Raw genomic sequence first — 20,409 nt, 5'->3', positions numbered from 1 at the left:
TTCCGGCAATTTGATTAACAAATGTCGTCTGTGATTTCGTCGTCGGCTGGACCGGTCATTGCTGGCATTGTCACGCCGGGTGCTGGTGTGCTTTTCAGGGCGGTGAACTGGTCTGCCAGCGATTGTTGATCGGCCTGAATTTTTGCCAGGGCGTCGGTCAACGCACTGAATTGATCGGCTGGCGGCGTGTCGGTATCGGCTGGCGGCGTGTCGGTATCGGCTGGCGGCGTGGCGGGATCGGCTGGCGTCAGTGCCGTTTTCAGCTCTGTCAGGGCGCTGGTGAATTGTTCGGATTGTGTGGTGACTGCGTCGGTCAATGCCGTTTTGAGTTCGGCCAGTTGCTCGGGGGTCATGTCGTCGTCGTCCTGTTCTGGTTTTTTGGGTGCGGGTGCAAATGTTTTCAGCCAGTTGGTAAACCAGCCGGGGGCGGTGGTATTGGTGTTGGTGTCTGGCAGTTTCAGTTCCAGCGGTTGAGCGGCGGAATACAACGCTGGTTTGTTGCTGCTGAATTTCATGGCACTGGTGCCCAGGCTGGCCGGGCGATCGGTCACGGCCAATCCCGTGAGGTATGCGCCTCCGGTGTCGGCAAATTCTGGAATGATTTCCATGCTGAAAAACAACTTTTGACCGGTGACATTCATTTGCACCAGTCGCTGATTCGGATTAATGCGCGCTTCCAGAGTGGTTTTGCCCTGTTTGTTTTTCCCGGTGCGCAGCTCTTGCACGGTGCCGAATGATCCATACCACTCCAGCTCATGGTCTGAGTTGATCACGGCTGTGTACACGTCCAGGTCGTATTGTTCGGCGGCGGCGGTAAGCCAGTCTTCTGGAATTTCGCGGCCGTCGATCGTTGCACCGGCGGTCCCGATGGTGAGCCATTCGGTTAATAGCATTTACATATCCGTCCCTACTTTCGTTGGTTCATATATTCGAGACCTCAACAATATCGATATATTTGCCGGGTTTTTACCGCTGTATATTCTGTTTTTTTCTATTTTTATTGATATAGGATGATTTAAAAGTATTGGCCGCGTTTTTATATGTTGTGGTTTATACACTGGTGCCATTGATTTAAACCTGATTGGCTCGCTGATATGGCAAAACGATATTCTGATGATACAAAGGCGCTGGCGCGGACGCTGTTTATTAGGCGCGTAAAGGTGCCTGATATCAGCCGTGAAACCGGTGTTCCCCGTCGGACGCTATACGATTGGATTGATAAGGATGACTGGGACAATCTGGTAAAAACCGACGACATAACCGAGGCCTATGACCGGCGTATTTTAACGATACTGAACAAACGAGAGACGCTGACCACTACCGAGTTAAACGAAGTTGAGCACCTGCAGGGGCTGAAAGCCAAACACATGAAACTGTCTGGCCAGGTGGCGGCGGTTCGGTTGCCCGGTGATCCTGACCCTGTGTCTGTTATGGCGCATGAATTACAAGGCAATCTAACACTGGATGCGGCTGATAAGGCTGGTCGGCCAGAGCCTGACAAACGTAAAAAGAAGCCGGTTAAAAATGATTTCCGTGGCATTGATCGTGACCATATTTTAGAGCTGGCAAAGAAAAAGCTGTTCAAATACCAATGGCTGGAATTGGAAAAACTGCTGAATGATCCAGACAATGAGGAATACCGCCGCCGCTTTTATTTGAAATCCCGGCAAATTGGCTGGACGTTTTACGCGAGTCTTGAGGCGTTTGTATTGTCGTTGATCGATGGTAATAACAAGGCGTTTTTGTCGGCCAGTAAAAACCAGAGCCGATTGTTCAAGCGTTATATTTTGTCGTTTGCCATGGAGTGGTTTGGCATTGAAATCAAGGGCGGTGATGAGATTACGATCCAGACTGATAACGGCCCTGTAACGTATTGGTTTTTGAGTACCAATAGCAGCACGGCACAGGGCCCGTCTGGTGATGTGTATCTGGATGAGGTTTTTTGGATTCGGGATTTCGAAAAACTGAATAAGTTGGCTGGCGCCATTGCCACTCACAAGCATTTTCGTAAAACCTATTTTTCTACGCCATCGACTAAATCCCATGATGCGTATCAGTTGTGGAGCGGTGCCGATTATCAGGATATTCAGGAACACCGTCCAAATTTACCTGTTTTTGAGATGCCAACGGCTAAGCAGCTCCGGGCTGGTTATACGTCTGTTGATGGCATGTATCGTAAGATTATTACGATTCATGATGCCCTGGCTGGCGGCGCTGATTTTTTCGATTTACATCAGTTGGAAATCGAGAATATACCGGCGGTATTCCGTCAGCTGTATGAGTGCGAATTTATTGATGATCAGAACAGCGCGTTTGTTCTGGATCAATTGCTGGGCTGTGCTGCGAATGATGACCGCTGGCATGGTTTTAATTCCAGCGCAGCGCGGCCCTACGGCAACCGACCGGTGGCGATCGGATACGATCCCAGCCGTTCTGGCGACAAGGCGGAGGTGGTTGTACTGGGCCTGCCCAGTCAATCCGGTGGCCTGTTTACGCTGCTGGAGCGGCTGAGTATGCACAACGAGCACTGGCAGTATCAGGCCGATAGCATCAAATCTCTGTGCGACAAATACAACGTGGTATTTCTGGCGGTTGATCGCACGGGTGAAGGGTCTGGCGTGTTTGAGGAGGTGTGCAAATTCTTCCCACGGGCAACCGGCATCCATTACAGCGTTGACGTAAAAATCCAGTTGGTGCTCAAGGCGCAGAGTGTGATTGCTAAAAAACGGATTCGGTGGTCTGCCGATTATGTGGATATTCCTATGGCGTTTATGGCGATACGCCGACAGCAGCAGGGCAATGTCATCAGTTTTGTTGCAGCCCGTGATTCTAAAATTGGGCACGCCGATGTGGCCTGGGCGATTATGCACGCGCTGCAGTGCGAGGGGTTAACCAGTGATACACCCAACGACAAAAAAACCACCGCCGTTATCAGTGAGGCTGCATGACACATTCAACGCTCGATACCAGTACCGATACCAATATGCCCACAGAATCGGTGGCATGTTTCACCTTTGGTGATCCGGAGCCGGTAACCACCGGTCTGGAAAGCCTGCTGGGTGTTTATTACTACCAGGAGGCGGACTACTGGACGCCACCTATCTCTCCGGCTGGGCTGGATACGTTGAGCCGGGCCAATGCCATTCACCGCCGCTGCATTAATTTCAAGGTGCAGCAGGCGGGCATTTGCTACCGCCCCACCGCCAACGGTATGCCGCTGCGGGATTTTTTGCGCTGCAACCGGGATTTTCATGTGTTTGGTTATTTTTTCTTCCGGGTGATCCGGGGGATTTTGGGCAACGTGTTGGGCTATTCGCATATTCCGGCGTTGAATATGCGGGTTAAACCACGGGGCCGGTATTGCCGGTTGCTGAATGGCACGCTGGACCGGATCGATTTTGAACGCGGTGAGGTATTCATGGGGATGCAATACGACAGCGGGCAGGATGTGTATGGCGTCCCGGACTGGATCGGCGGTCTGCACGATGTGTTTTTGAATAGCGAGGGTACGTTATTTCGCCGGCGATATTATAAGAATGGATCCCACATGGGTTACATTTTGTACACGACAGATTCAAATCTGGATAAAGATCTGGAAAAGAAAATTGAAGCGGCCGTTAGGGGGTCAAAAGGTCCCGGTAATTTCCGGTCTATGTATATGAATATTCCGGGTGGGGATAAAGACGCGGTTAAATTGATCCCGGTTGGAGACATCGGCCAGAAGGACGATTTTAACCAGATCAAAACCGTGTCGAAGCAAGATATCTTGATTGCACACGGTATGCAGCCTGCTCTGGCTGGTATGGCTCCGGAGAATACCGGCGGATTCGGGGACATTGATAAAATTCAGTTGTTTTATCGTCAGAATGAGGTTCGCGCCCAGGTGCAGCCGTTTGTGGAATTGAATGATCAGCTGGGCCAGCCTGTGTTCCAGTTTGATTTCAATGCAGGAATTGACACCATTTGAATGAGGTATAAAGCCTATGCCTGCTGATTTTTATCATAATGGCGGTTACTATGTGTCGGATGTTCTGTCAGTTTCTGAGGTCTCCGATATGCGAATTAAATGCCCCTGTTGTGGCAAAAAAGCCACGGTGTATAGCCGGGCGTTGACAACGGATGATGTCAATTCGGTTTATGCTCGCTGTGTTAATACGGAATGCCAACGGTTTGACCATTCGTTTGTTTCTCATGTGGCGTTTAGCCACTGGATCGATCCGAAAGCGGCGGCGATGCAAATGACACTGACGCACCTGTTTGATCAGCTGCCCGCCTCCGATCGGATGGCGATGGCGGCGGAATTGTCTGCCAGGGTGTAATAACCCAGCACAAAAAAGCCAGCTGATTGCTGGCTTTTTTGTGTCTTATTGCTGTTCCGCTTCGCGGATCATTTCTTCTAATACGGTTTTCTGAACCCGCAACAAATCGTCTTTTTGATTTTCCGTTTTTACTGGAATACACACAAAGTCGATCCCCGCTTTCATCATTGTGTAGCCTGACTTTATGGATTTTCTCAGTTCTGCGGGATCCGCTTTTTTCATGACTGCCCCCATAATTTCAGCAGTTTTTCGATGGCCTCTGGCTGACCAATACCCGCCTTTATCTCACTGACGGTCAGCCCTGTGTCTGGGTGGTAAACCTGTTTCAGTTCCAGGTGGGTACCGTCGTCGTTTTGGTTTTTGGTTTGTTTAACCAGCATACCAACGGTTTTGCCGCTGAGTTCGGCGGCGATCTGCACTGACTCTCCCCGTTCGTTGGTGCTGGCCTGCCAGCTAAATCCGTTCAGACCAGTCAGGAACAGGATGGCATTGATAAAATTGCCGCCAAATACGGCGGTTACGCCGTCGGATTTCAGGTACGTGAGCGTGACGGACCCGGCCATGCCATCGGGGTTGACGAACCGGATGCGCAGGGCGTGGCTACCCGTTTTGTTTTGCTGATACTCCGCTTTGGTAATGGTGGCGATCACGGCACCGGTTTCGGTAATGAATGGCATATCTCCAGCCTGCTCGGCACTGGTTTCGTCCAGCACAAATGCAAACGCTGGGTTGGCTTGGTTGGGCTGCCGGGTTGGCTGGGTTGGCTGGGATGGGATATGGCTCATGGCGGCGGCTGCGTATGGGTTTTGGGTGGTGTATGTCATTGTCAGATTCCTGTCATTTGGTGGTGCATGTCTATCGCTGGTTGTAGTACCCGGATAGGGGTTGGGTGTGCCAGTGCTCCGGCAACGTGTTTGGCGGTGCTGGTTTCATCAAATCGATGCTGGCGTTGCATGGCTCCTGCTGCGTTTTTGATAACCCGGTCAGGGTTGGCTACTGGGTTTAATTCCAGTGCCAACCGAATCTCCAGTAAAAATGTATTCAGGTTGGATGGTTGTTTCATTGGACTGCCTCCAGTCGTTTCAATACTCGGTAGGGTTTGCCGGGTGTGGGTTGTGCAATGACGCCCTGCTGTTTCAGGGTTTCACACGCCCGGCGGTATGCGCTCTGGCCGATGCCCATGGCTGCCGCTTTGCTGCGGGTTGGCATTTCTCCGGTCGTCCGGATTATTTGGCGCAGTGTTGTCAGCGGGTCGGTTGGCTCTGGCTCTGGCTCTGGCTCTGGCTCTGGCTCTGGCTCTGGCTCTGGCTCTGGCTCTGGCTCTGGCTCTGGCTGGTTGGTTGGTTGGCTGTCCAGTGGGTTGGCTGGTTGGTTGGTATGTTGGTTGGTCGATGCTGGCATGGTCAGCAGGATGGCGGACAGTACAGGGATCAGGTCTATCAGCAGGGCGACGCCCCAGAACAGCCAGCCGCCCAGCAGTTCACCGGCCACGATTGCCTGGCTGATGGCCGGGGCCGCGTTTTCAGCGCGGGCGGCCTGCTTGGCGGTGGTGCCGGTGTTGGTGATCTGGGCGCGGATCGATTCGGCCTGGGCGCGGTAGTCGGCGGATTTGGTCAACAGGTTTTGTACGCTGGCCGCGGCGGCCTGTTTATCCAGTGCGGCTGCGCTGGCCAGCCGTTGGGCATTCAGGCTGGCGGCCAGATCGGCGGCGGCCAGATCGGCGGCGGTGGGTTGATTGGTTGGTGTGGTTCGCTGTTGGTATGCGGTTTGGAACCAACTGGCGGTACCGGCAACGCTGATGGCCATCAGCGCGGCGGCGGCCACGGCGCAGATTAGCGCCAGCGGTTGCTGGCATTGCTGCCAGCGGCGGGCTGCTTCTGCGGCCAGTGTGTACTGGGCCAGTACAAACAGGATGCCGGTGGCACCCAGGGCAATAGTAACTGGGGCCAGCAGGTTGCCCGGTTCGGGTGCAAACGATACAAACAGCGACCATTCAGCCCAGCCGGATACCGCCGCGGCGGTGATGATGATGGCAAACAGTGGGATGGTTTTCATGATCACCTCTATGCCACGGCCAGTGCAGCGCGAATGAATTTTTCACCGGCCATCGGTGGCACGGCGTTGCCAGCCATGTGGACGGTGGCGCGGTGCTGGCGTGGGCGTTGGGTGTTGGCTGGAAACGTCATGGCGGCCAGACATTCATCGGCGGTTAACATGCGCATTTGGTCGCCATTGACGATGGCCCATCTATCGCGGGTGGTGATGGTTCCTATCGGCCGGTCAATGCTGCGGGCGGTTTTTGTGTTGCCGTAGTATGAGAACAGGAACTGTTCGCCAAAGTTGGCGCGGCCATGTTGTGCGCGGGCCAGTGTGGCGGCGGCTCGGCCCGGCTTTTCGACGGGTGACCAGTTGCCGGTGCTGAAGTCGATAAATTCCCGCGCCGGGCGGTGGGGTTCTTTGTCCAGGGTGATATCCAACGGGGCGCGGCTTTTGCTGACGGCCAAAAACAGCCGCACGCGGTTTTGCGGTACACCCAAATCGGCACAATCCACAATATGCGTGGCGATGCGGTAGCCCATCGCGGCCAGCGCCTGTTTCCACGCGGGATACAGCGCCCACTGCAAAAACTCCGGCACGTTTTCTACCAGTGCCAGCGCCGGGCGGTGGTACTCCACGGCGCTGACTACGGCCCATGCAGTGGAGCGGCTGGCGTCGTGTTGCGGGTTGCCGCTTGATTTGCCGCGGGCCTTGCTGTGACCCTGACAGCATGGCGATGCCAGCAAAATGTCGTGGGCTGGCACGGCGTCCCAGTTGGCTTGGTGCAGGTCCTGGCATACGTGCTGGGTGTTTGGATGGTTTGCGGCGTGCCATTCCACCGCGGTTGGCCAGTGGTTGGCGGCCCACAATACGTTTACCCCGGCTTGGGTTGCGCCGGTGCTCCAACCGCCCAGCCCCGCAAAAAGATCGATAGCAGTCGTCATAATTACACCCACATTGTTTTTTGGTCGTTATCGTCGCGGTGGTTTGCACCGAGATCATCTGGCGTGGCCAGCCTGGCACTGATTCTCAGACGGCCGGTTAACCGGGTTTCGGTTTTTCCGTGGCGCTTGGCGCCCTGTTCTGTGGCGCTGGCTACGTACAGGGTGTCGATCTGGTTGTGGTTGGTGACGGTGACCACCCATTTTTTTACTGGTTTGCCTGCCCAGTAGCTGACCGGATCAAACATGCCCAGCAGCCCAGGCTGTAGCTCCAGTTCAGATTTGCGCTGGCGTTCGCGTTCTGCTGCCTGCTGCTGCTTCTTCTGCATCACCAACGATTTGATGTGTTGTTCAATCTCTGTTCGTTCGGCACTGGGCAACTGGTTGAGGTACACGCGCCGAACGTCTGGCATGAAATTGATTGCCCGTTCTGCTATCAGCCAGCAGATTCGGTGTGCCAGGGTGCTTTTCAGGGGTTCCCCGTATGCCGCCAACTCTGACTGCCGCTGGCTGGATTCCGTCATGGCCAGCCGTTTGGCGGTGGCCTCCTGCTGTCTGTAGGTCAGTCGTTCCATTTTTAATACCTCTACTGGCTAAACATTGTTGTTTGTTCGGGTGCTGCAACGGTTTTCCGGGCGGCTGGTTGGTTGCCCGGCGGTATCGGTGGCCAGCTCCCTGCTGCCCCCGTACAGTTATTGACACCAGTCCAAGGCGGCGCGAGCGCCTTAACTGCTGCTCGCGCTTCGCGCTGCGCCAAGGCGGCCGCTTCGCGTCCTGCCCGTTCCGCCTTGCGGCGGGTGCGGACTTCTTCGGCCTCTGATGGTGTGCATGACACCGATGTCCAGTTATGCATTCGTGTTTGCACATGCAGTTCCTGTCCGTCCCACATGGCGCGGATGCCGTTGTCCTTTTCAATCAGTTCGTTGTATTGGTTCCATATCGGCTTATCGGTGTTTATCTCGTAAACCTCACCGCTTTCCTCGCTGATGGCTTCAATGGTTTCGATGGCGGTCTTGACGATTCGCCATAGCGAGACCTTTCCGTGCTCGTCGCAATGGCGGCAGTACCATGCCCACGCGGTGGCGGCTCCGTCGGTCTGGTTTATGTGTTCGATTTGTTTTGTAGCTTCACGTACCAGCGGAGGCAGCGCGTCGATGCACTCTGGTGATTGACGTGCCAGGCGTCGGAATTCACGCCAGCCGGAAACGGATGGCCCGCCGATCTGCTGAAACTGTCGGATGCCGTTGCGGCTGGCCCATACCACGATGCTTTCGGCGCTGGTTTTGGCGTCTTCGTTGTATAGGTCGGCGTCGATGTGTTCGCCGTCGATGGATTTGCTGATGTATTTTGCGATGTAACCGGCGGCCGAATATTCGTTGCCGGTGTTTGGGTTGGTGCCAGTCTTGATTTTTTCGACGTCAAACCGGTGTTCGTCGGCACCCCGTTCGTCGGGCAGTGCTTCCATGGCGTATTCCTTCAGTGCGCCACCAAATTTATTGGCATCATCTGGATGGATGAATAGCAACAGGTGCCAGTGGGGTGTGCCGTCGTGGTGTGGTTCCGCTACCCGGACGCCAAAAAAGCGCCAGTCATTGCGTTTCGCTTTGGCTCGGAATTTTGCCCAAACTTTGCACAGGTGCTGCTGAGCCTCTCGCTGTGTGGTGCCATTAAAATTCGGGTTTCTGTGGCTGACTCGGCGGTCTTTTCGTTTGCTGGTTACGTAAGCGTGATAAGCCCCCGGGCAGGTTACGGTGTAGAACCAGCCTTCATACCCCAGCTGTTTTGCGTACTGTTCAAAACCGGCCACCCTAATCATTAACTCGGTTCTGCGGATGGCGGGATTGGCGTTGCTGAGTTCGGCCAGATCGGCCAGTGTGTACTGGTCGCCGTTGTCGTTCTCTAATACCGTATTTTCCATCATGTTCAGATTGAGCTGTTTACGGCGGCGGTATTCGGCACGGCCCAAACGGCTGCAATACATGGAGCTGGTGCGGTGGATGGTTCCCAGTTCGCGGCTGATGGCCTCAGTGCGCTGTGCGGATACGCGGCGTATTTTTCTGATCCACCATTTTGGGTCTTGCACGCGCATTAACAGGGCGCGGCAGTCATTGGGTATCTGGTTCGCCTTGGATTCTTTTCTGTCTCGTTTGGCGGTCAGTTCGTCGATGTGATTTTGATGGCGGCTGACGTGACGTTGAGCCATGCGGACAGACCACCGCGGCGCGGTACGTGGACGGTATGGCATCGCCCTTACCCGCTTGGACAATGCGCTCAGTCCGACAGTGGCTTCCTGTATTTCTGCGGTCATCTTGTTGGCGTCTGACTGTAGACCTGTGATGTTGTCCAGGTCGTCCAGTTTGGTGGTGTCGAGGCCGTGGTATTCCAGCAGCGGCGCAACCTGCTCAGCTCCGGCCGGCATAGTTCCATGGCCCAGCATCCAGCCTGCCAGCAGTTTGATGCACTGTTCTGATTTGGCGTTGGCGTAGTCGTTAACGGTCTGGTCGTCGGTTTGGTCGATACGATAATCGCCAAATTTGAATTGTTTGATGATGGCGTCCATGCGTTCGTTGGCTGTTCGGATGCCGTTGGCCTTTGTGCGCTTTACCACTCGCTGCCAGTCGTGCAGCAGTGGCTGGCTGAATGATGGGTATTTGCTGGCGATGGCTTCGGCCTGCTCCAGCCAGTAGGGCCGGGGCTTTTTCGGTGGCGCAGAGACCAGCGAATATTCTGCCAACGGCTCCGGTGTGATCACGACAGTTCGCCCTGTTTCAGTCTGTTGATTCCGAGCTGGGCAATGGCTCTGAGCCGGGCTTCTTCTGCGTCCAGCCGTGTTACCAGGTCAAACAGTTGGTCTTCTTGAATTGTTTTCGTTACGTGCTCGACGCTGCCCGCGGGCAATTGGCTCAGGGCAGCTGAGACTTGGGCATGCACTTCGGCGGTTATTTGCGCCAGTGTGCTGATGTCGTGGCCACTGAGTTCGAGCGGTTCGAACTCGGCGGCGCTGGTGTCTGGTTCGGCAACGGCCGGTTTTTTGTCGATGGCAATCAGGATTTCTTCGTAACCCTCTGCCCGGCAACTCGGGCAGATATTCATCTCGTGTTGCACGGTCCATTCCCGATGGCACGTTTTACAGGCGTAACTGTTGTAGGCACCCAGTTCCTGGGCACCGTTATGGTTGTTGTACATGGTGTTGCTCCGGATCAGGCGGGGCTGAGTTCGGCGACTCGGTCGAGGTAGTCGCGCACGATGTCGGCAGCGTCGTCACTGAGACCCCAGACGAACAGGTCTCCAAATTCGAGCCATATGTTCTGCGGCAATTCGCAGAGCACGATGTCGCTGATGTCTGCAAAGGCGCAGATACAGCCATCAAACGTGATGCGGTGTTTGATGGTTGCCGAACGGGGTGATGCGCTCTGGCAGATCTCGACCACTTGGCCGGAGTGGGTATTAAACCGGGCGGTGATGTCTGCGGGTGTGTGCACAGAGGATTTAAAATTGATCATGCGGCACCCTCGTTCCAGCAATCTGGCTGCCAGTGGATGTTGATGTCTTCCAGATTTGGCACTAGATAATTCTCGATTTTTAGCGCCTCCTGCTGACCAATGGGGCCGATCTGTATGGTGCCAATGTGCAGCGTGCTGGTTTTTCCACCATCTTGGCTGTACATGACGGTGCCCGATGGCCACGCGTTGGCGGTAATGCTGTTGCCGGTGATCTGGATGCGTGCGTTCATGCCCGGACGGCATACGATTTCCAGTGTGTATTTGTGCCCGGCGGCGGTTTTGAACTTGATCATGCGGCACCCCCGACGGCACGCAGGCCTGATCTGAATTTTGACTTTTTAATGACGGCTTCGGCCTGACGGCGTAATTCCAGTGCATCGGCCAGGTGCGGGTTTTGCTGGATGATCCAGCTCTCTATGTCGGACTCCAGCCAGCGGCGCTGACCAAGTACATGGATTGGCTGCGGTGCGCAGCCTGATTCGACAGCCCGCCGCCAAGTGGATGGCGATACGCCAGCGGCGCGGGCAGCGTCGGTGGCGTTCAGTTTGGGGGCTGCAAGGAGGGTTGATGCTGGGGTTGTCATTGTGCCGCCCCCTCTTGTGGTAGATTTTGTTCAGCAGTCCAGCTTTCAATTTGTTCCTGTATCCAGAATTCCAACGGCCCTAAGTTGTAGGGTTCCGGGAATTTCCCTTCTTTCGACCACTTTCTGATTGTCCGACCGGATACTCCTATCTGCTTCCCGACTGTATTTGCTGACAGTCTTTTTTCTGATGCTGTATACACTTTGACCCCCTTTTATTGGAACTTTTAGGAACTTTGTGTAATGTTTGAATTTGTGAAACACATTGCTTTCGAGTCCCCATTGGCAACAGATTATCAGTTGCCTAAATGCACAGTCAATGCCTATAGGCAACTTATTGACGTAACCTAAATGGACTTTCATTGTGAAAGATTCTTTTTCTGAGAGAATTCAAATACTTATCGATAAATTTGGGCGTCAAAAACTTTCTGATGCCAGCGGAATTTCTACGACTCAGTTGCATCGGCTACGGAATGCCGATAGGGACACTAGCCGAACGAATTTAATCGCCCTGTGCCAAGCCACTGGTGTCAATCTTCTATGGCTGGCAACCGGTGATGGGGCTATGTACCCGGAAGGTTCAACGATTACAGACACTCCAGTGCGAATTTCTGAGCCTTCAAATCGGTACTCGGTGCCTTCTGAATACGCCCTTATTCCTGTTCTTGACATTCAGGCCGCGGCTGGTAATGGCTCGGTTGTTGATAGCGAATCGATTGCTGATGTGTATGCGTACAAGCGGGATTGGTTACGTAATGAACTAGGTGCCAATGCAGCTGACCTGCGCATAATCAGAGTATCCGGCGATTCAATGTCACCAAAATTGAATTCTGGTGAACTGGTGTTTGTTGATGTTAGAGAGGGTCACTACAGCGGGGACGGTGTTTATATTTTGCGTATGGGTGACTCTCTGCTGGTTAAAAACGTCCAACGATTACCAGGACAAATATTACGTATTCGTTCAGAGAATACAGCGTATGAGTCGTTTGATATTCGTCTGGATGAATCGAGCAATGATGAAGTGGCCATTATCGGCCGGGTTGTATGGGCGGTTTCTGGCCGTCGGGTTTGAATTTTCACTACTAATACCAAGGACGTTTATTATGAAAAATATTGTTAAATCGATGGTTTTTTTTGCATTGATGTCTGCTCCTTTGGCGAATGCCGGTTTCATTCACCCAATGGATTTCGATGGCTCGGAAGGCCAGAAAGCAGAGGTCATCCAGTTTATAAAATCCCAAGTTAAGAAAGAATACTGCAGCGGCGCTATCAATATGTGTCAAGCCATGACACTTAGAATGATGGAGCAGCAGAATTTAAATGCGTTTAAGCAGGCCACGGTCGCTACCAACCGAAAAATAATGGACAGAGTTATTCAGGATTATTGCCACGGGCCTATCAATATGTGCAATTACCAAACCATCATGATGATGTATCAGCAAAACCTGGATGCTAGCAAACAACAACTTAACTGGTGATGAAATGTCTATTAGATTTCTTTTTATATTTGTTTTTTTATATTCATCTTTAGTGTCTGCAGATGATAATTACAAGGCAACCCTATACAGAATAACAGACGGATTCTCTATTAAAAAACAGCCTGCTGTTAGTGTCTTCTTCTCTCATCCGTCTGCTGATTTTTGTCATATCTCATTTTCTCCCAAAGCGTTAGAAACAATGCCTAAAGAATTAGACCCAACGGGGTTGTGGGTTTCAACAACGTTTAAAAAGATAAATCCATTCATATCGGCGCAATGCTATTCTGATGGAAATCTTTTTGTTTTCAATCAAAGTTTAAAATCAAATTCCATTGTCGCTTTACTTCAACGAGACCCTGCTAATCGTCGTGCTAATTTAATGATCAGCCTTCGTTTGCATAAGGTTTTCATAACCGATAACCCAGAAGAAATTAGCGTAAAAACATTCGTTCCTTTAATTAATTCTGGATTTGATAAGATTTGGAGTAAATATAATGCGCCAAAGAATCTTTGAAGACGGCAACGGCAACCTGTGCGGTGAGTACCCACACGATCCGGCAGTCGGTTTTGTGCGCAGCAAGCGCGGGCTGCGGCGGCGGTTGGTGTTGGCCGATGAGCGCCAGACGTTGACGGATTCGGATGCCATGGCTCTGGCACTGAAACGCTATGCCAGCAAAGAGGCTGAGATCCGCGACCGGCAATTTGCCAACGATGCCAAACAGCGGGCAGAACAGCAGCGATTAAAAAACCTGTCGTTCGCTGATGCGGCTGGCCAGTGGATGGCGATGGTTGAACAAACGGCGCGGCCTAAAACGATTTTGGTTTACCGGCAGACTATCCGGCTGTATCTGGAGCATGTGGGCGATCATCCATTGCGAGAGTTCGGCCGATCTCAAAACGAGGTATTTGCCCAGGCGCTAACCCGGGTGATCAGTCACCGATCTGGCAAACCAATCAGTATTGCAACGCAGCACATGCATCTCCGGCATCTTGGTGGTTTTATTCGATGGGCGTATGACAACGAGCTGTATAGCAAGGTGATCCGGATCAAAAAACCGAAGGTTCCGGTGCAGGAGATGGAGGTTTTCAGCATGGATCAGCTGACGGTGTTAAAGCGATTCCTCGCTGACAATGTTGATCAGGCGTTACCTGGCCGCGATTTGGTCAATGCTAAAAACCTGTATCGGGCATTCATGCTGGCGACTAACTGCCTGTTACGAGTTGGTGCGATTGCGCATTTGCCACTGGCTAATATCGATATTGCAGCCGGTGTGGTGAAAATCCGCGACGTGCCGGAACTGGGCTGGAAAAACAAGGGCGGCAAGTGGCCGAACAAACCGATCAATGCCAATCTGGCCGATTTTCTGGCCGATGATTTGGCCAACCGGTCACCTGCTGAGCGGTGGTTTTTGGATGATGGCTCCGGCAATACGTGGTACTCGGACTATAGCCATGTGAGTCGAGCCATGGGCAAAGCCTGCCGGAATGCCGGACTGCCCGACGGGGTTAAGCCGTTCCACTGGGGTATGCGGGCAGCTCTGATTACGTGGCTGCTGAACAACGGTGAGACGCCGCAAAAGGTGCAACAGCTGGCGGATCATTCGGACATTCAAACGACCATGCGTTACTACAACACGCGGGAGGCACAGCAACGCGATGCGGTTGACCGGCTGCCTGTTTTTTAGCGGTTTGGTGTCAAGTTGGTGTCAAATTGGTGTGCGGGAAATACAAAGAGCAATAATAACAACGAGTTATGATCGAATGACTACCGCCTCATAATCGGCAGGTCCCCAGTTCAAGTCTGGGAAGGCCCACCATTTTTACTTTTAAAATCAACAGGTTACGAAAATTTTTTGGCTTTTTAGTCAAGTCAGAGGGTTTTATACGGTGTAACCCCATTCCAAAAGCGTTTACACTCACAAACTTTCTCTCCCCAAAGCAAATTTCCTCAGGTTACACTGGGGTTACATCAAACCAGATAATAGTTATCACAATAAAACCAAAGGAAGCCAACCGTGTCTGATCACAAGGAACTGAATCTAAACAAGGAAAACCTAAATGCGTTGACGGCGGAGACACTGCGGCAATCTGCAGAGAAGATACAAAACTACTTCTTCAAGCGAATGACTAGCCCGAATGTTGTGGATATTTCAAAAGCCATTTCTGGGTGACGGCTATGTACATTCCCAAATTTTTTGTAACCAAAAAGCAATTTTATGAAGCTTCAGAAGAAGAAAGGACACGGTTCAACTATCAAATAGTTGATGATAAACCATTGAAATTACCAGAGAACTACTGTGAGCCAAGCTTTGCCAGTATAAAGGAAGTGGTAACAGCACCAAGGTAAGCTGACTCTTCCCTGGTGCTATTGAACTAAATCTATAAGCTAGATTATTTGGATTTTGGGAATTGAACTACACTACCCTGATTGCTATTAGATGGCTTGCTTTTACTTTCGTTTAAAGAGAGTTTAAGTTCAACCAGGTTATTTACTGGTGCTTCATACGAAAAATATCCCGACTCAAGGCCGCATAGGGTTTCAAGAAGGTACTCAGGAAGTCCAAGCTGATGAGCGAGATCTGGCTTAGTTTGTACTTTCTGATCTACCAACATTTTGATTGCTCTGTTAAGCAGGCGAGGTTGCTCAAGCCTAATTTGATCATCGTATGGTTCGCCTCTTATCCATCCTCTTGCTGAGCGCCCTTTGAAAAGTCTTAGCTTTTGATCGTCATCTATAATATCCAACTGATAACAACGCATTACCATAGCTGCAACCGAGACCTTCCAGCGAGGCTTCAGTGATAATAGCGTTTCAAGTGTTGGCCAGCTCACTTCAGATGCAAACGAATCTGCAGGCAGAAGAAAACAACCAGCGAACAAGTCTGCCTGCCGCTCTATCTGTTTGTAGTGCTCGTTAGAGCGAAATGTTTTGTCATCAACATTGCGATGAAGCACTAAGTGTCCAAGCTCATGAGCTGCATCAAACCTATTTCGAATTCCATTCGCTTTGTCGGAGGACACAAAAATATAAGGTCTGCCATCTAGTAGGCTCCAATGTGAAACGCCATCCATTTTTAAATAGCCAAGTTCATCTCTGGCAAAAATAACACCGGCATTCTCGATTGCGAGAACTACATCCTCAATCGGTCCAAGCCCCAGGCCCCAAGCTTTTCTGCACTCCAGAGCTAGAGCCTCAATTTCAGAGTCAGTGATTGTTAGAAAGCGGCCTTCTGAAATAGATGGAATGTTAACGTTAGGCCAGCTCACCCAACGAGCTAAGGTGGCGGCAAGCTCTGCGACTAGGTCGAGTCTTACTCTCGCCATGTCTCTAGCAACTTTGGTTGCACTTGCTAGAGAACGATAAAAATAAGGTTTTTCTCCATGGTCAGGTACGTCTTTCAAAAACCAGTTTACTGGAAATTTAACAGCGCCACTTAATGATCTAAGTTTGTCCTCTTCTGGGGCTTGATTGCCTTTCTCCCAGTTTGATATTGTCGCTTGAGAAACACCAACAAGGGCCGCTAATGCGACCCTTGTAATCCCAAGCGATTCTCGAGCCTGAATTAATCGATCAGGCTGGAAACCACTTACGCCGGTTCTCATAATGTCTACTCCGATTTATCACTCGACCATTTTTCTTCTTTTTGTAGGTCATCACGTAACATTGGCCAAGCTAGGTCAACCTGCATTGAAGCTGCGTTAGCCTCTTGGCCATATTCTTTTATTAATTCTTTCAACGGTATTTCAAGGTGGTAACCGAGCCAGTCGGTGTATGGTACCGTTATTACAATTTCAGCTGGTTGTGACTGATCTTTACCTGCGGCTCCAGGATGAAGGACAACAGCTACAACATGAAGCGCGTCATCCATCTTTGGTGGTGGAGCTTTAAAAAAATCATATGTCATGGGCTCTAGTATGGCGTTCTTCTGGCTCAGCATGCTTCTATGTCTTGCTGGGCGCGCCCATTGATTTTGATGAAGTTCTATATGGCTCAGGGTGATGTTCCCCGCGCAAATTACAATATATTGCTCTCCTTTTGGGACAGTCTGTAATACCGATGGACTACCTTCGGCTAGTACGCCTGCTAAAGCGTCATCAACATAATACCGCCTTTGGTATGATCTCAATCGATTGGGGCTTGTGTTTTTGCAGTCCTCTACAGCTCTATGATGAGCTTTGGCGTAAGCAGTACGGATAGCGTCCTCAACTGATAAGAACAAGTCTTTACCTACATTTGAGGTGATGTATCTAACAAGGCGATCTTTGAGGGTTGGTTCCATCAGGTACGCATCTATTGATTTAGTTAAGCGGAATTTTAGCTATATTTATTTAGTTTATCAAGCTCTGATATTAGAATCATACGTAATGAGGGCTAAGTCGGGTATTGCCGGAAACCGCATCAAGTGGTGATGCGCTTTCGAGCGAAGACCGTTTAATCGCGTTTTTCGGCATCAAAGTAGTCTGTAGTGGTCAACTGATTCCGGACAATATTTTAAGGTTTTCCTCAGCTGCAACGGGCGAAATGCCGTCGTTGAATGTATGAGGTCGCTGCCGGCTGTAGTCGTCCATCAGATAACCACCAACATCTTTCTTGGCCTCGGCCAGGTTGCGATAGCCTAATCCCTCTGGAAGCTTGAGTTATCAATAAGCCCCCAACCACAAGGCTTGCCAAGCGCCTGGTGTTGGCCCGGCTGCTCTACGGCGCTGGCTCAAACAATACGGTTATATATTTACCACTTCCCGTCTCTGTAGTAGGGTTTAAGCCCTTGAATCAGGGGCGTCATCGTATGTCTTCTCCCGGTATCGTATTAGTCGCCAACAAGGCCGCGTGTCTTAATGATTTATCTGCCAGCCTGATGCCTCTGCCTGAGCTGGAATCAGCACTGCAATCCGCTATCGGCAGTGAGCTACCCTTGTTTGTTGTGCTATCTGCCAGCAACCATCTATGGGAAACACGGCTGGATGAACTGCAAATCCCCTGGGGAGTTTGCCCGGATGCAAAACAGGGCATCGACCATTGTGCTGCTTTCGGTATCCACAACAATCAGGATTGGAGTGGCTGGCTCATTGATATGGCCCGCTCTCCCGGCCCTTGCAGCGATACGTATAAAGCCTTGGCTGGCTCCATTACCCAGTTTCCTGTCGCCAGCGCCCAGAATAACGCCGGTCATCGTGACTACCCCATAGCCTTTCAAAGCCGCTTTGGATTTAACCTGATGAACCCGGATAATCGTTTGGTCTCGGCAGCTCTGGTTGATAACCACAACGACACGCTCGATGGTAAATGCAAGCCTCCACTGTCATGGCTTAACATGTCATTGGTACATACAGTCGACCACCTTTAACCGGCGAGCACGCCCATCACCACCAAGAACGATGGGTGCTGCAAGCAATACTGTCTTGAACGGATTTTTCTATTGAACACCCTGCCACAACCAGCCTGTATCTGGGTTGACGCCGACGCCGCCCCCAAAGCCATCCGGGATATTCTCTGTAAAGCCGCTGTGCGCACACAGGTGCATATCTGGTTTGTTGCCAACCATACGCTACCGCTACCCAAATCGGAGTGGATCCACAGCCGTACCGTGGCCGCCGGATTTGATGTCGCCGATAACTCGATTGTGCAAAGCGCTCGCCCCGGTGATCTGTTGATTACTCAGGATATTCCTCTGGCCGCAGAAATCATGGAGCTGGGGGTGGATGCCATGAACCCTCGCGGCGAACCCTATAGCCGCGAAACCATCCGTCAACGGCTGAACATGCGGGACTTTATGGAAACCATGCGTTCCAGCGGTATTCAGAGTGGCGGGCCTTCTGCCTTTGATCAACGTGACAAACAGTCGTTTGCCAATAGCCTCGATCGCTGGCTGGCCAAACAGAAAAAAATGGTGCGTCCACAGAGCTGATAATGAGTACTCAACCGCCAACAGTCAGTGACAAACTGGCACCTGATCGTAATTTTGATGATATCTCTGCCCGCTTTCGCAAAACGATTTACGACACCCCCAAAGGCCAGCTGCGCCTGGCGGCCCTGCGACAGGATTTTGCCGACCTGAAGATCGCACTACCCAACGCCAGGGTATTGGATCTCGGTGGCGGACAAGGGCAATTTGCCCTGGAACTGGCCCGACAAGGGGCGGCGATCCATTTGTGTGATATTTCCGAAACCATGCTGACGCAGGCAAAACACAGCTTTGCGGCCGACAACCTGCCGCTCAACAGTGCCTGTTGCTCCCTGCAGTCAGCCTCAGACCGGTTTCCTGGTCAGTTTGACCTGGTACTCAACCATGCGGTACTGGAATGGCTGGAACAGCCCTACGATGCACTGCAGGCCATCACCAGCAAGGTCGCAACCAACGGCTGGCTCTCGCTGATGTTTTACAACCGCCATGGTCATCAGTGGCGTCAGATTATGAACGGCCGTACCCATGCTCCGGACGGCTCCAATGATCGGCTGCGCCAGGAAGGCAATGCACCCCAGCATCCTCTCGACCCAGACAAGGTGATGGATAAGCTGCAAGCGGGTGGTTTTGATATTGTCCGCTGGCGCGGCATCCGCTGCATCCACGATCATATGCACCAGAAAATCCGTGACCGTATCGGCCAGCCGGCAGTTAATCAGGCCGATCTGGAATTTGGCCTGCAAGATCCCTATCGCCTGTTCGGTCGTTATATCCATGTAATGGCCAGACGTACCACTCGATGATAATCAACCCATGAATATTCTGGTATCAGCCTGCCTGCTCGGTCAGCCCGTCCGCTATGATGGTGCCGACAACGCCACCAAACTGGCCCACCACCACGCAACGCTTGATCAGTGGCGGCGCAAGGGATGGCTGATACCGGTCTGCCCGGAAATGGCTGGCGGTTTGCCGACCCCACGACCGGCGGCGGAAATCGTTGGCGGTGATGGTGCGCAGGTATTGGCTGGCCAGCGCCGAGTGCTGACATGCAGTGGCGACGACGTTACTGAATCGTTTCTGGCCGGCGCTCGGCAAACCCTGGCTTATGCCCAGACCCATAACGTACAAGCGGCGTTACTGGCATCACGTTCTCCTTCCTGTGGCACCGACAGTACTTACGATGGCTCATTCAGCAAGCAGTTGACACCCTATAGCGGCATCACCGCTGCGCTGCTGCAACAGCATGGCATTGCCTGCTTTCCGCCGGAACGATTTGAGCAGTTGTTAGAGTGGGTGCAACAGCAGCAGTGCCTGGATTCTGAAGGAGTGTGATTAATATGAAAGCCGTACGACGACAGAGGTTGCCGTTGATTAAGCATGAATATTTATAGCAGGGGATTTGATCATGAAGCGGACGCTTCGAAGGATTTTTCTGAGATTTTTCTGAAATGGTGCGCTCGGGAGGATTCGAACCTCCGACCACCTGGTTCGTAGCCAGGTACTCTATCCAGCTGAGCTACGAGCGCACATCAGAAAAGCACTCACGATTTGAATCATTTATTTAATCTAATAAATGGTGCGCTCGGGAGGATTCGAACCTCCGACCACCTGGTTCGTAGCCAGGTACTCTATCCAGCTGAGCTACGAG

At 51.9% G+C, this 20,409-nt stretch carries 26 protein-coding genes and 2 tRNA genes; 13 read left to right on the top strand and 15 right to left on the bottom strand.

Annotation, left to right across the window (positions count from 1 at the left end; genetic code table 11):
• Positions 1-14: 14 nt before the first annotated feature.
• Positions 15-893: a GPO family capsid scaffolding protein gene (locus tag Q8W24_RS13715; protein ID WP_305475655.1), complete on the bottom strand. Its 879-nt coding sequence runs from the start codon at positions 891-893 to the stop codon at positions 15-17.
• A gap of 201 nt (positions 894-1,094) precedes the next feature.
• Here Q8W24_RS13715 and Q8W24_RS13710 point away from each other — a divergent pair, with 201 nt between their 5' ends.
• From Q8W24_RS13710 to Q8W24_RS13700, 3 genes are all read left to right on the top strand, one after another.
• Positions 1,095-2,948, top strand: a complete 1,854-nt coding sequence (locus Q8W24_RS13710; protein WP_305475653.1) for a terminase large subunit domain-containing protein — start codon at positions 1,095-1,097, stop codon at positions 2,946-2,948.
• A 176-nt stretch (positions 2,949-3,124) separates the two neighbouring features.
• Positions 3,125-3,967, top strand: a complete 843-nt coding sequence (locus Q8W24_RS13705) for a phage portal protein (protein WP_305475651.1) — start codon at positions 3,125-3,127, stop codon at positions 3,965-3,967.
• Positions 3,968-4,055: 88 nt separating this feature from the next.
• Positions 4,056-4,319, top strand: coding sequence for an ogr/Delta-like zinc finger family protein (locus tag Q8W24_RS13700; protein ID WP_305475649.1), 264 nt, complete (start codon positions 4,056-4,058; stop codon positions 4,317-4,319).
• A 45-nt stretch (positions 4,320-4,364) separates the two neighbouring features.
• Here Q8W24_RS13700 and Q8W24_RS13695 read toward each other — a convergent pair whose 3' ends face one another.
• The 11 genes from Q8W24_RS13695 to Q8W24_RS13645 form a co-directional block, all read right to left on the bottom strand.
• Complete coding sequence (locus Q8W24_RS13695; RefSeq protein WP_305475648.1) at positions 4,365-4,541, bottom strand: DUF1382 family protein; 177 nt, start codon at positions 4,539-4,541, stop codon at positions 4,365-4,367.
• Positions 4,538-5,143, bottom strand: a complete 606-nt coding sequence (locus Q8W24_RS13690) for a hypothetical protein (RefSeq protein WP_305475646.1) — start codon at positions 5,141-5,143, stop codon at positions 4,538-4,540. The genes Q8W24_RS13695 and Q8W24_RS13690 overlap by 4 nt, the downstream gene beginning before the upstream one ends.
• A 2-nt stretch (positions 5,144-5,145) precedes the next feature.
• Positions 5,146-5,382, bottom strand: coding sequence for a hypothetical protein (locus tag Q8W24_RS13685; protein WP_305475644.1), 237 nt, complete (start codon positions 5,380-5,382; stop codon positions 5,146-5,148).
• Positions 5,383-5,463: 81 nt separating this feature from the next.
• Complete coding sequence (locus Q8W24_RS16945) at positions 5,464-5,712, bottom strand: PT domain-containing protein (protein ID WP_370693337.1); 249 nt, start codon at positions 5,710-5,712, stop codon at positions 5,464-5,466.
• Between the two features lie 670 nt (positions 5,713-6,382).
• The gene (locus tag Q8W24_RS13675) at positions 6,383-7,300 is read right to left on the bottom strand and encodes a DNA cytosine methyltransferase (protein ID WP_305475642.1); all 918 of its coding nucleotides are present in this window, start codon (positions 7,298-7,300) and stop codon (positions 6,383-6,385) included.
• 2 nt (positions 7,301-7,302) lie between these two features.
• Positions 7,303-7,872, bottom strand: a complete 570-nt coding sequence (locus Q8W24_RS13670; protein WP_305475641.1) for a hypothetical protein — start codon at positions 7,870-7,872, stop codon at positions 7,303-7,305.
• Between the two features lie 11 nt (positions 7,873-7,883).
• Entirely contained in the window at positions 7,884-10,049 is a 2,166-nt protein-coding gene (locus Q8W24_RS13665) for a replication endonuclease (RefSeq protein ID WP_305475640.1), read from the bottom strand.
• Entirely contained in the window at positions 10,046-10,483 is a 438-nt protein-coding gene (locus Q8W24_RS13660) for a hypothetical protein (protein WP_305475638.1), read from the bottom strand. Before Q8W24_RS13660 ends, Q8W24_RS13665 begins: the two co-directional genes overlap by 4 nt.
• A gap of 14 nt (positions 10,484-10,497) precedes the next feature.
• Positions 10,498-10,800: a hypothetical protein gene (locus Q8W24_RS13655; protein ID WP_305475636.1), complete on the bottom strand. Its 303-nt coding sequence runs from the start codon at positions 10,798-10,800 to the stop codon at positions 10,498-10,500.
• Positions 10,797-11,093 (bottom strand): hypothetical protein, encoded by a 297-nt coding sequence (locus Q8W24_RS13650; RefSeq protein ID WP_305475634.1) that lies wholly within the window; start codon positions 11,091-11,093, stop codon positions 10,797-10,799. Before Q8W24_RS13650 ends, Q8W24_RS13655 begins: the two co-directional genes overlap by 4 nt.
• On the bottom strand, positions 11,090-11,383 hold the full coding sequence (locus Q8W24_RS13645) for an AlpA family transcriptional regulator (protein WP_305475632.1): 294 nt from the start codon (positions 11,381-11,383) through the stop codon (positions 11,090-11,092). Before Q8W24_RS13645 ends, Q8W24_RS13650 begins: the two co-directional genes overlap by 4 nt.
• Before the next feature lie 361 nt (positions 11,384-11,744).
• Between Q8W24_RS13645 and Q8W24_RS13640 the strand changes: the two genes are divergently transcribed.
• The 6 genes from Q8W24_RS13640 (at position 11,745) to Q8W24_RS13615 (ending at position 15,029) form a co-directional block, all read left to right on the top strand.
• Positions 11,745-12,452 carry a helix-turn-helix transcriptional regulator gene (locus Q8W24_RS13640; RefSeq protein WP_305475631.1) on the top strand — a complete coding sequence of 236 codons (708 nt, stop codon included), beginning with the start codon at positions 11,745-11,747 and terminating at the stop codon, positions 12,450-12,452.
• 31 nt (positions 12,453-12,483) lie between these two features.
• Positions 12,484-12,858, top strand: a complete 375-nt coding sequence (locus Q8W24_RS13635) for a hypothetical protein (protein WP_305475630.1) — start codon at positions 12,484-12,486, stop codon at positions 12,856-12,858.
• A complete protein-coding gene (locus Q8W24_RS13630; RefSeq protein WP_305475629.1) occupies positions 12,830-13,372 on the top strand; it encodes a hypothetical protein in 543 nt (180 codons plus the stop codon). Before Q8W24_RS13635 ends, Q8W24_RS13630 begins: the two co-directional genes overlap by 29 nt.
• Positions 13,353-14,543 carry a site-specific integrase gene (locus Q8W24_RS13625; RefSeq protein WP_305475627.1) on the top strand — a complete coding sequence of 397 codons (1,191 nt, stop codon included), beginning with the start codon at positions 13,353-13,355 and terminating at the stop codon, positions 14,541-14,543. The genes Q8W24_RS13630 and Q8W24_RS13625 overlap by 20 nt, the downstream gene beginning before the upstream one ends.
• A 6-nt stretch (positions 14,544-14,549) precedes the next feature.
• A tRNA-Met gene (locus Q8W24_RS13620) sits at positions 14,550-14,675 on the top strand.
• Positions 14,676-14,873: 198 nt separating this feature from the next.
• Positions 14,874-15,029, top strand: coding sequence for a hypothetical protein (locus Q8W24_RS13615; RefSeq protein WP_305475626.1), 156 nt, complete (start codon positions 14,874-14,876; stop codon positions 15,027-15,029).
• Between the two features lie 220 nt (positions 15,030-15,249).
• Here the strand turns inward: Q8W24_RS13615 and Q8W24_RS13610 are convergent, their stop codons facing one another.
• Positions 15,250-16,461, bottom strand: coding sequence for an XRE family transcriptional regulator (locus tag Q8W24_RS13610; RefSeq protein ID WP_305475624.1), 1,212 nt, complete (start codon positions 16,459-16,461; stop codon positions 15,250-15,252).
• Between the two features lie 5 nt (positions 16,462-16,466).
• Positions 16,467-17,138, bottom strand: coding sequence for a hypothetical protein (locus Q8W24_RS13605; protein ID WP_305475623.1), 672 nt, complete (start codon positions 17,136-17,138; stop codon positions 16,467-16,469).
• A gap of 507 nt (positions 17,139-17,645) precedes the next feature.
• Here Q8W24_RS13605 and Q8W24_RS13595 point away from each other — a divergent pair.
• From Q8W24_RS13595 to Q8W24_RS13580, 4 genes are all read left to right on the top strand, one after another.
• Positions 17,646-18,203: a hypothetical protein gene (locus Q8W24_RS13595; RefSeq protein ID WP_305415144.1), complete on the top strand. Its 558-nt coding sequence runs from the start codon at positions 17,646-17,648 to the stop codon at positions 18,201-18,203.
• 72 nt (positions 18,204-18,275) lie between these two features.
• Positions 18,276-18,764, top strand: coding sequence for a YaiI/YqxD family protein (locus Q8W24_RS13590; protein WP_305415143.1), 489 nt, complete (start codon positions 18,276-18,278; stop codon positions 18,762-18,764).
• A 2-nt stretch (positions 18,765-18,766) separates the two neighbouring features.
• On the top strand, positions 18,767-19,564 hold the full coding sequence (locus tag Q8W24_RS13585) for a methyltransferase domain-containing protein (RefSeq protein ID WP_305475622.1): 798 nt from the start codon (positions 18,767-18,769) through the stop codon (positions 19,562-19,564).
• 10 nt (positions 19,565-19,574) lie between these two features.
• The gene (locus tag Q8W24_RS13580) at positions 19,575-20,093 is read left to right on the top strand and encodes a DUF523 domain-containing protein (protein ID WP_305475621.1); all 519 of its coding nucleotides are present in this window, start codon (positions 19,575-19,577) and stop codon (positions 20,091-20,093) included.
• Positions 20,094-20,210: 117 nt separating this feature from the next.
• On the opposite strand, the gene Q8W24_RS13575 is transcribed toward Q8W24_RS13580, so the two are convergent.
• A tRNA-Arg gene (locus Q8W24_RS13575) sits at positions 20,211-20,287 on the bottom strand.
• Positions 20,288-20,409 lie beyond the last annotated feature (122 nt).

The organism is Oceanobacter sp. 4_MG-2023, assembly GCF_030689165.1.
GTDB lineage: Bacteria > Pseudomonadota > Gammaproteobacteria > Pseudomonadales > Oceanobacteraceae > Oceanobacter.
The sequence above is the reverse complement of the archived record's forward strand: the minus strand, read 5'-3'. Positions and strand labels throughout refer to the sequence as shown.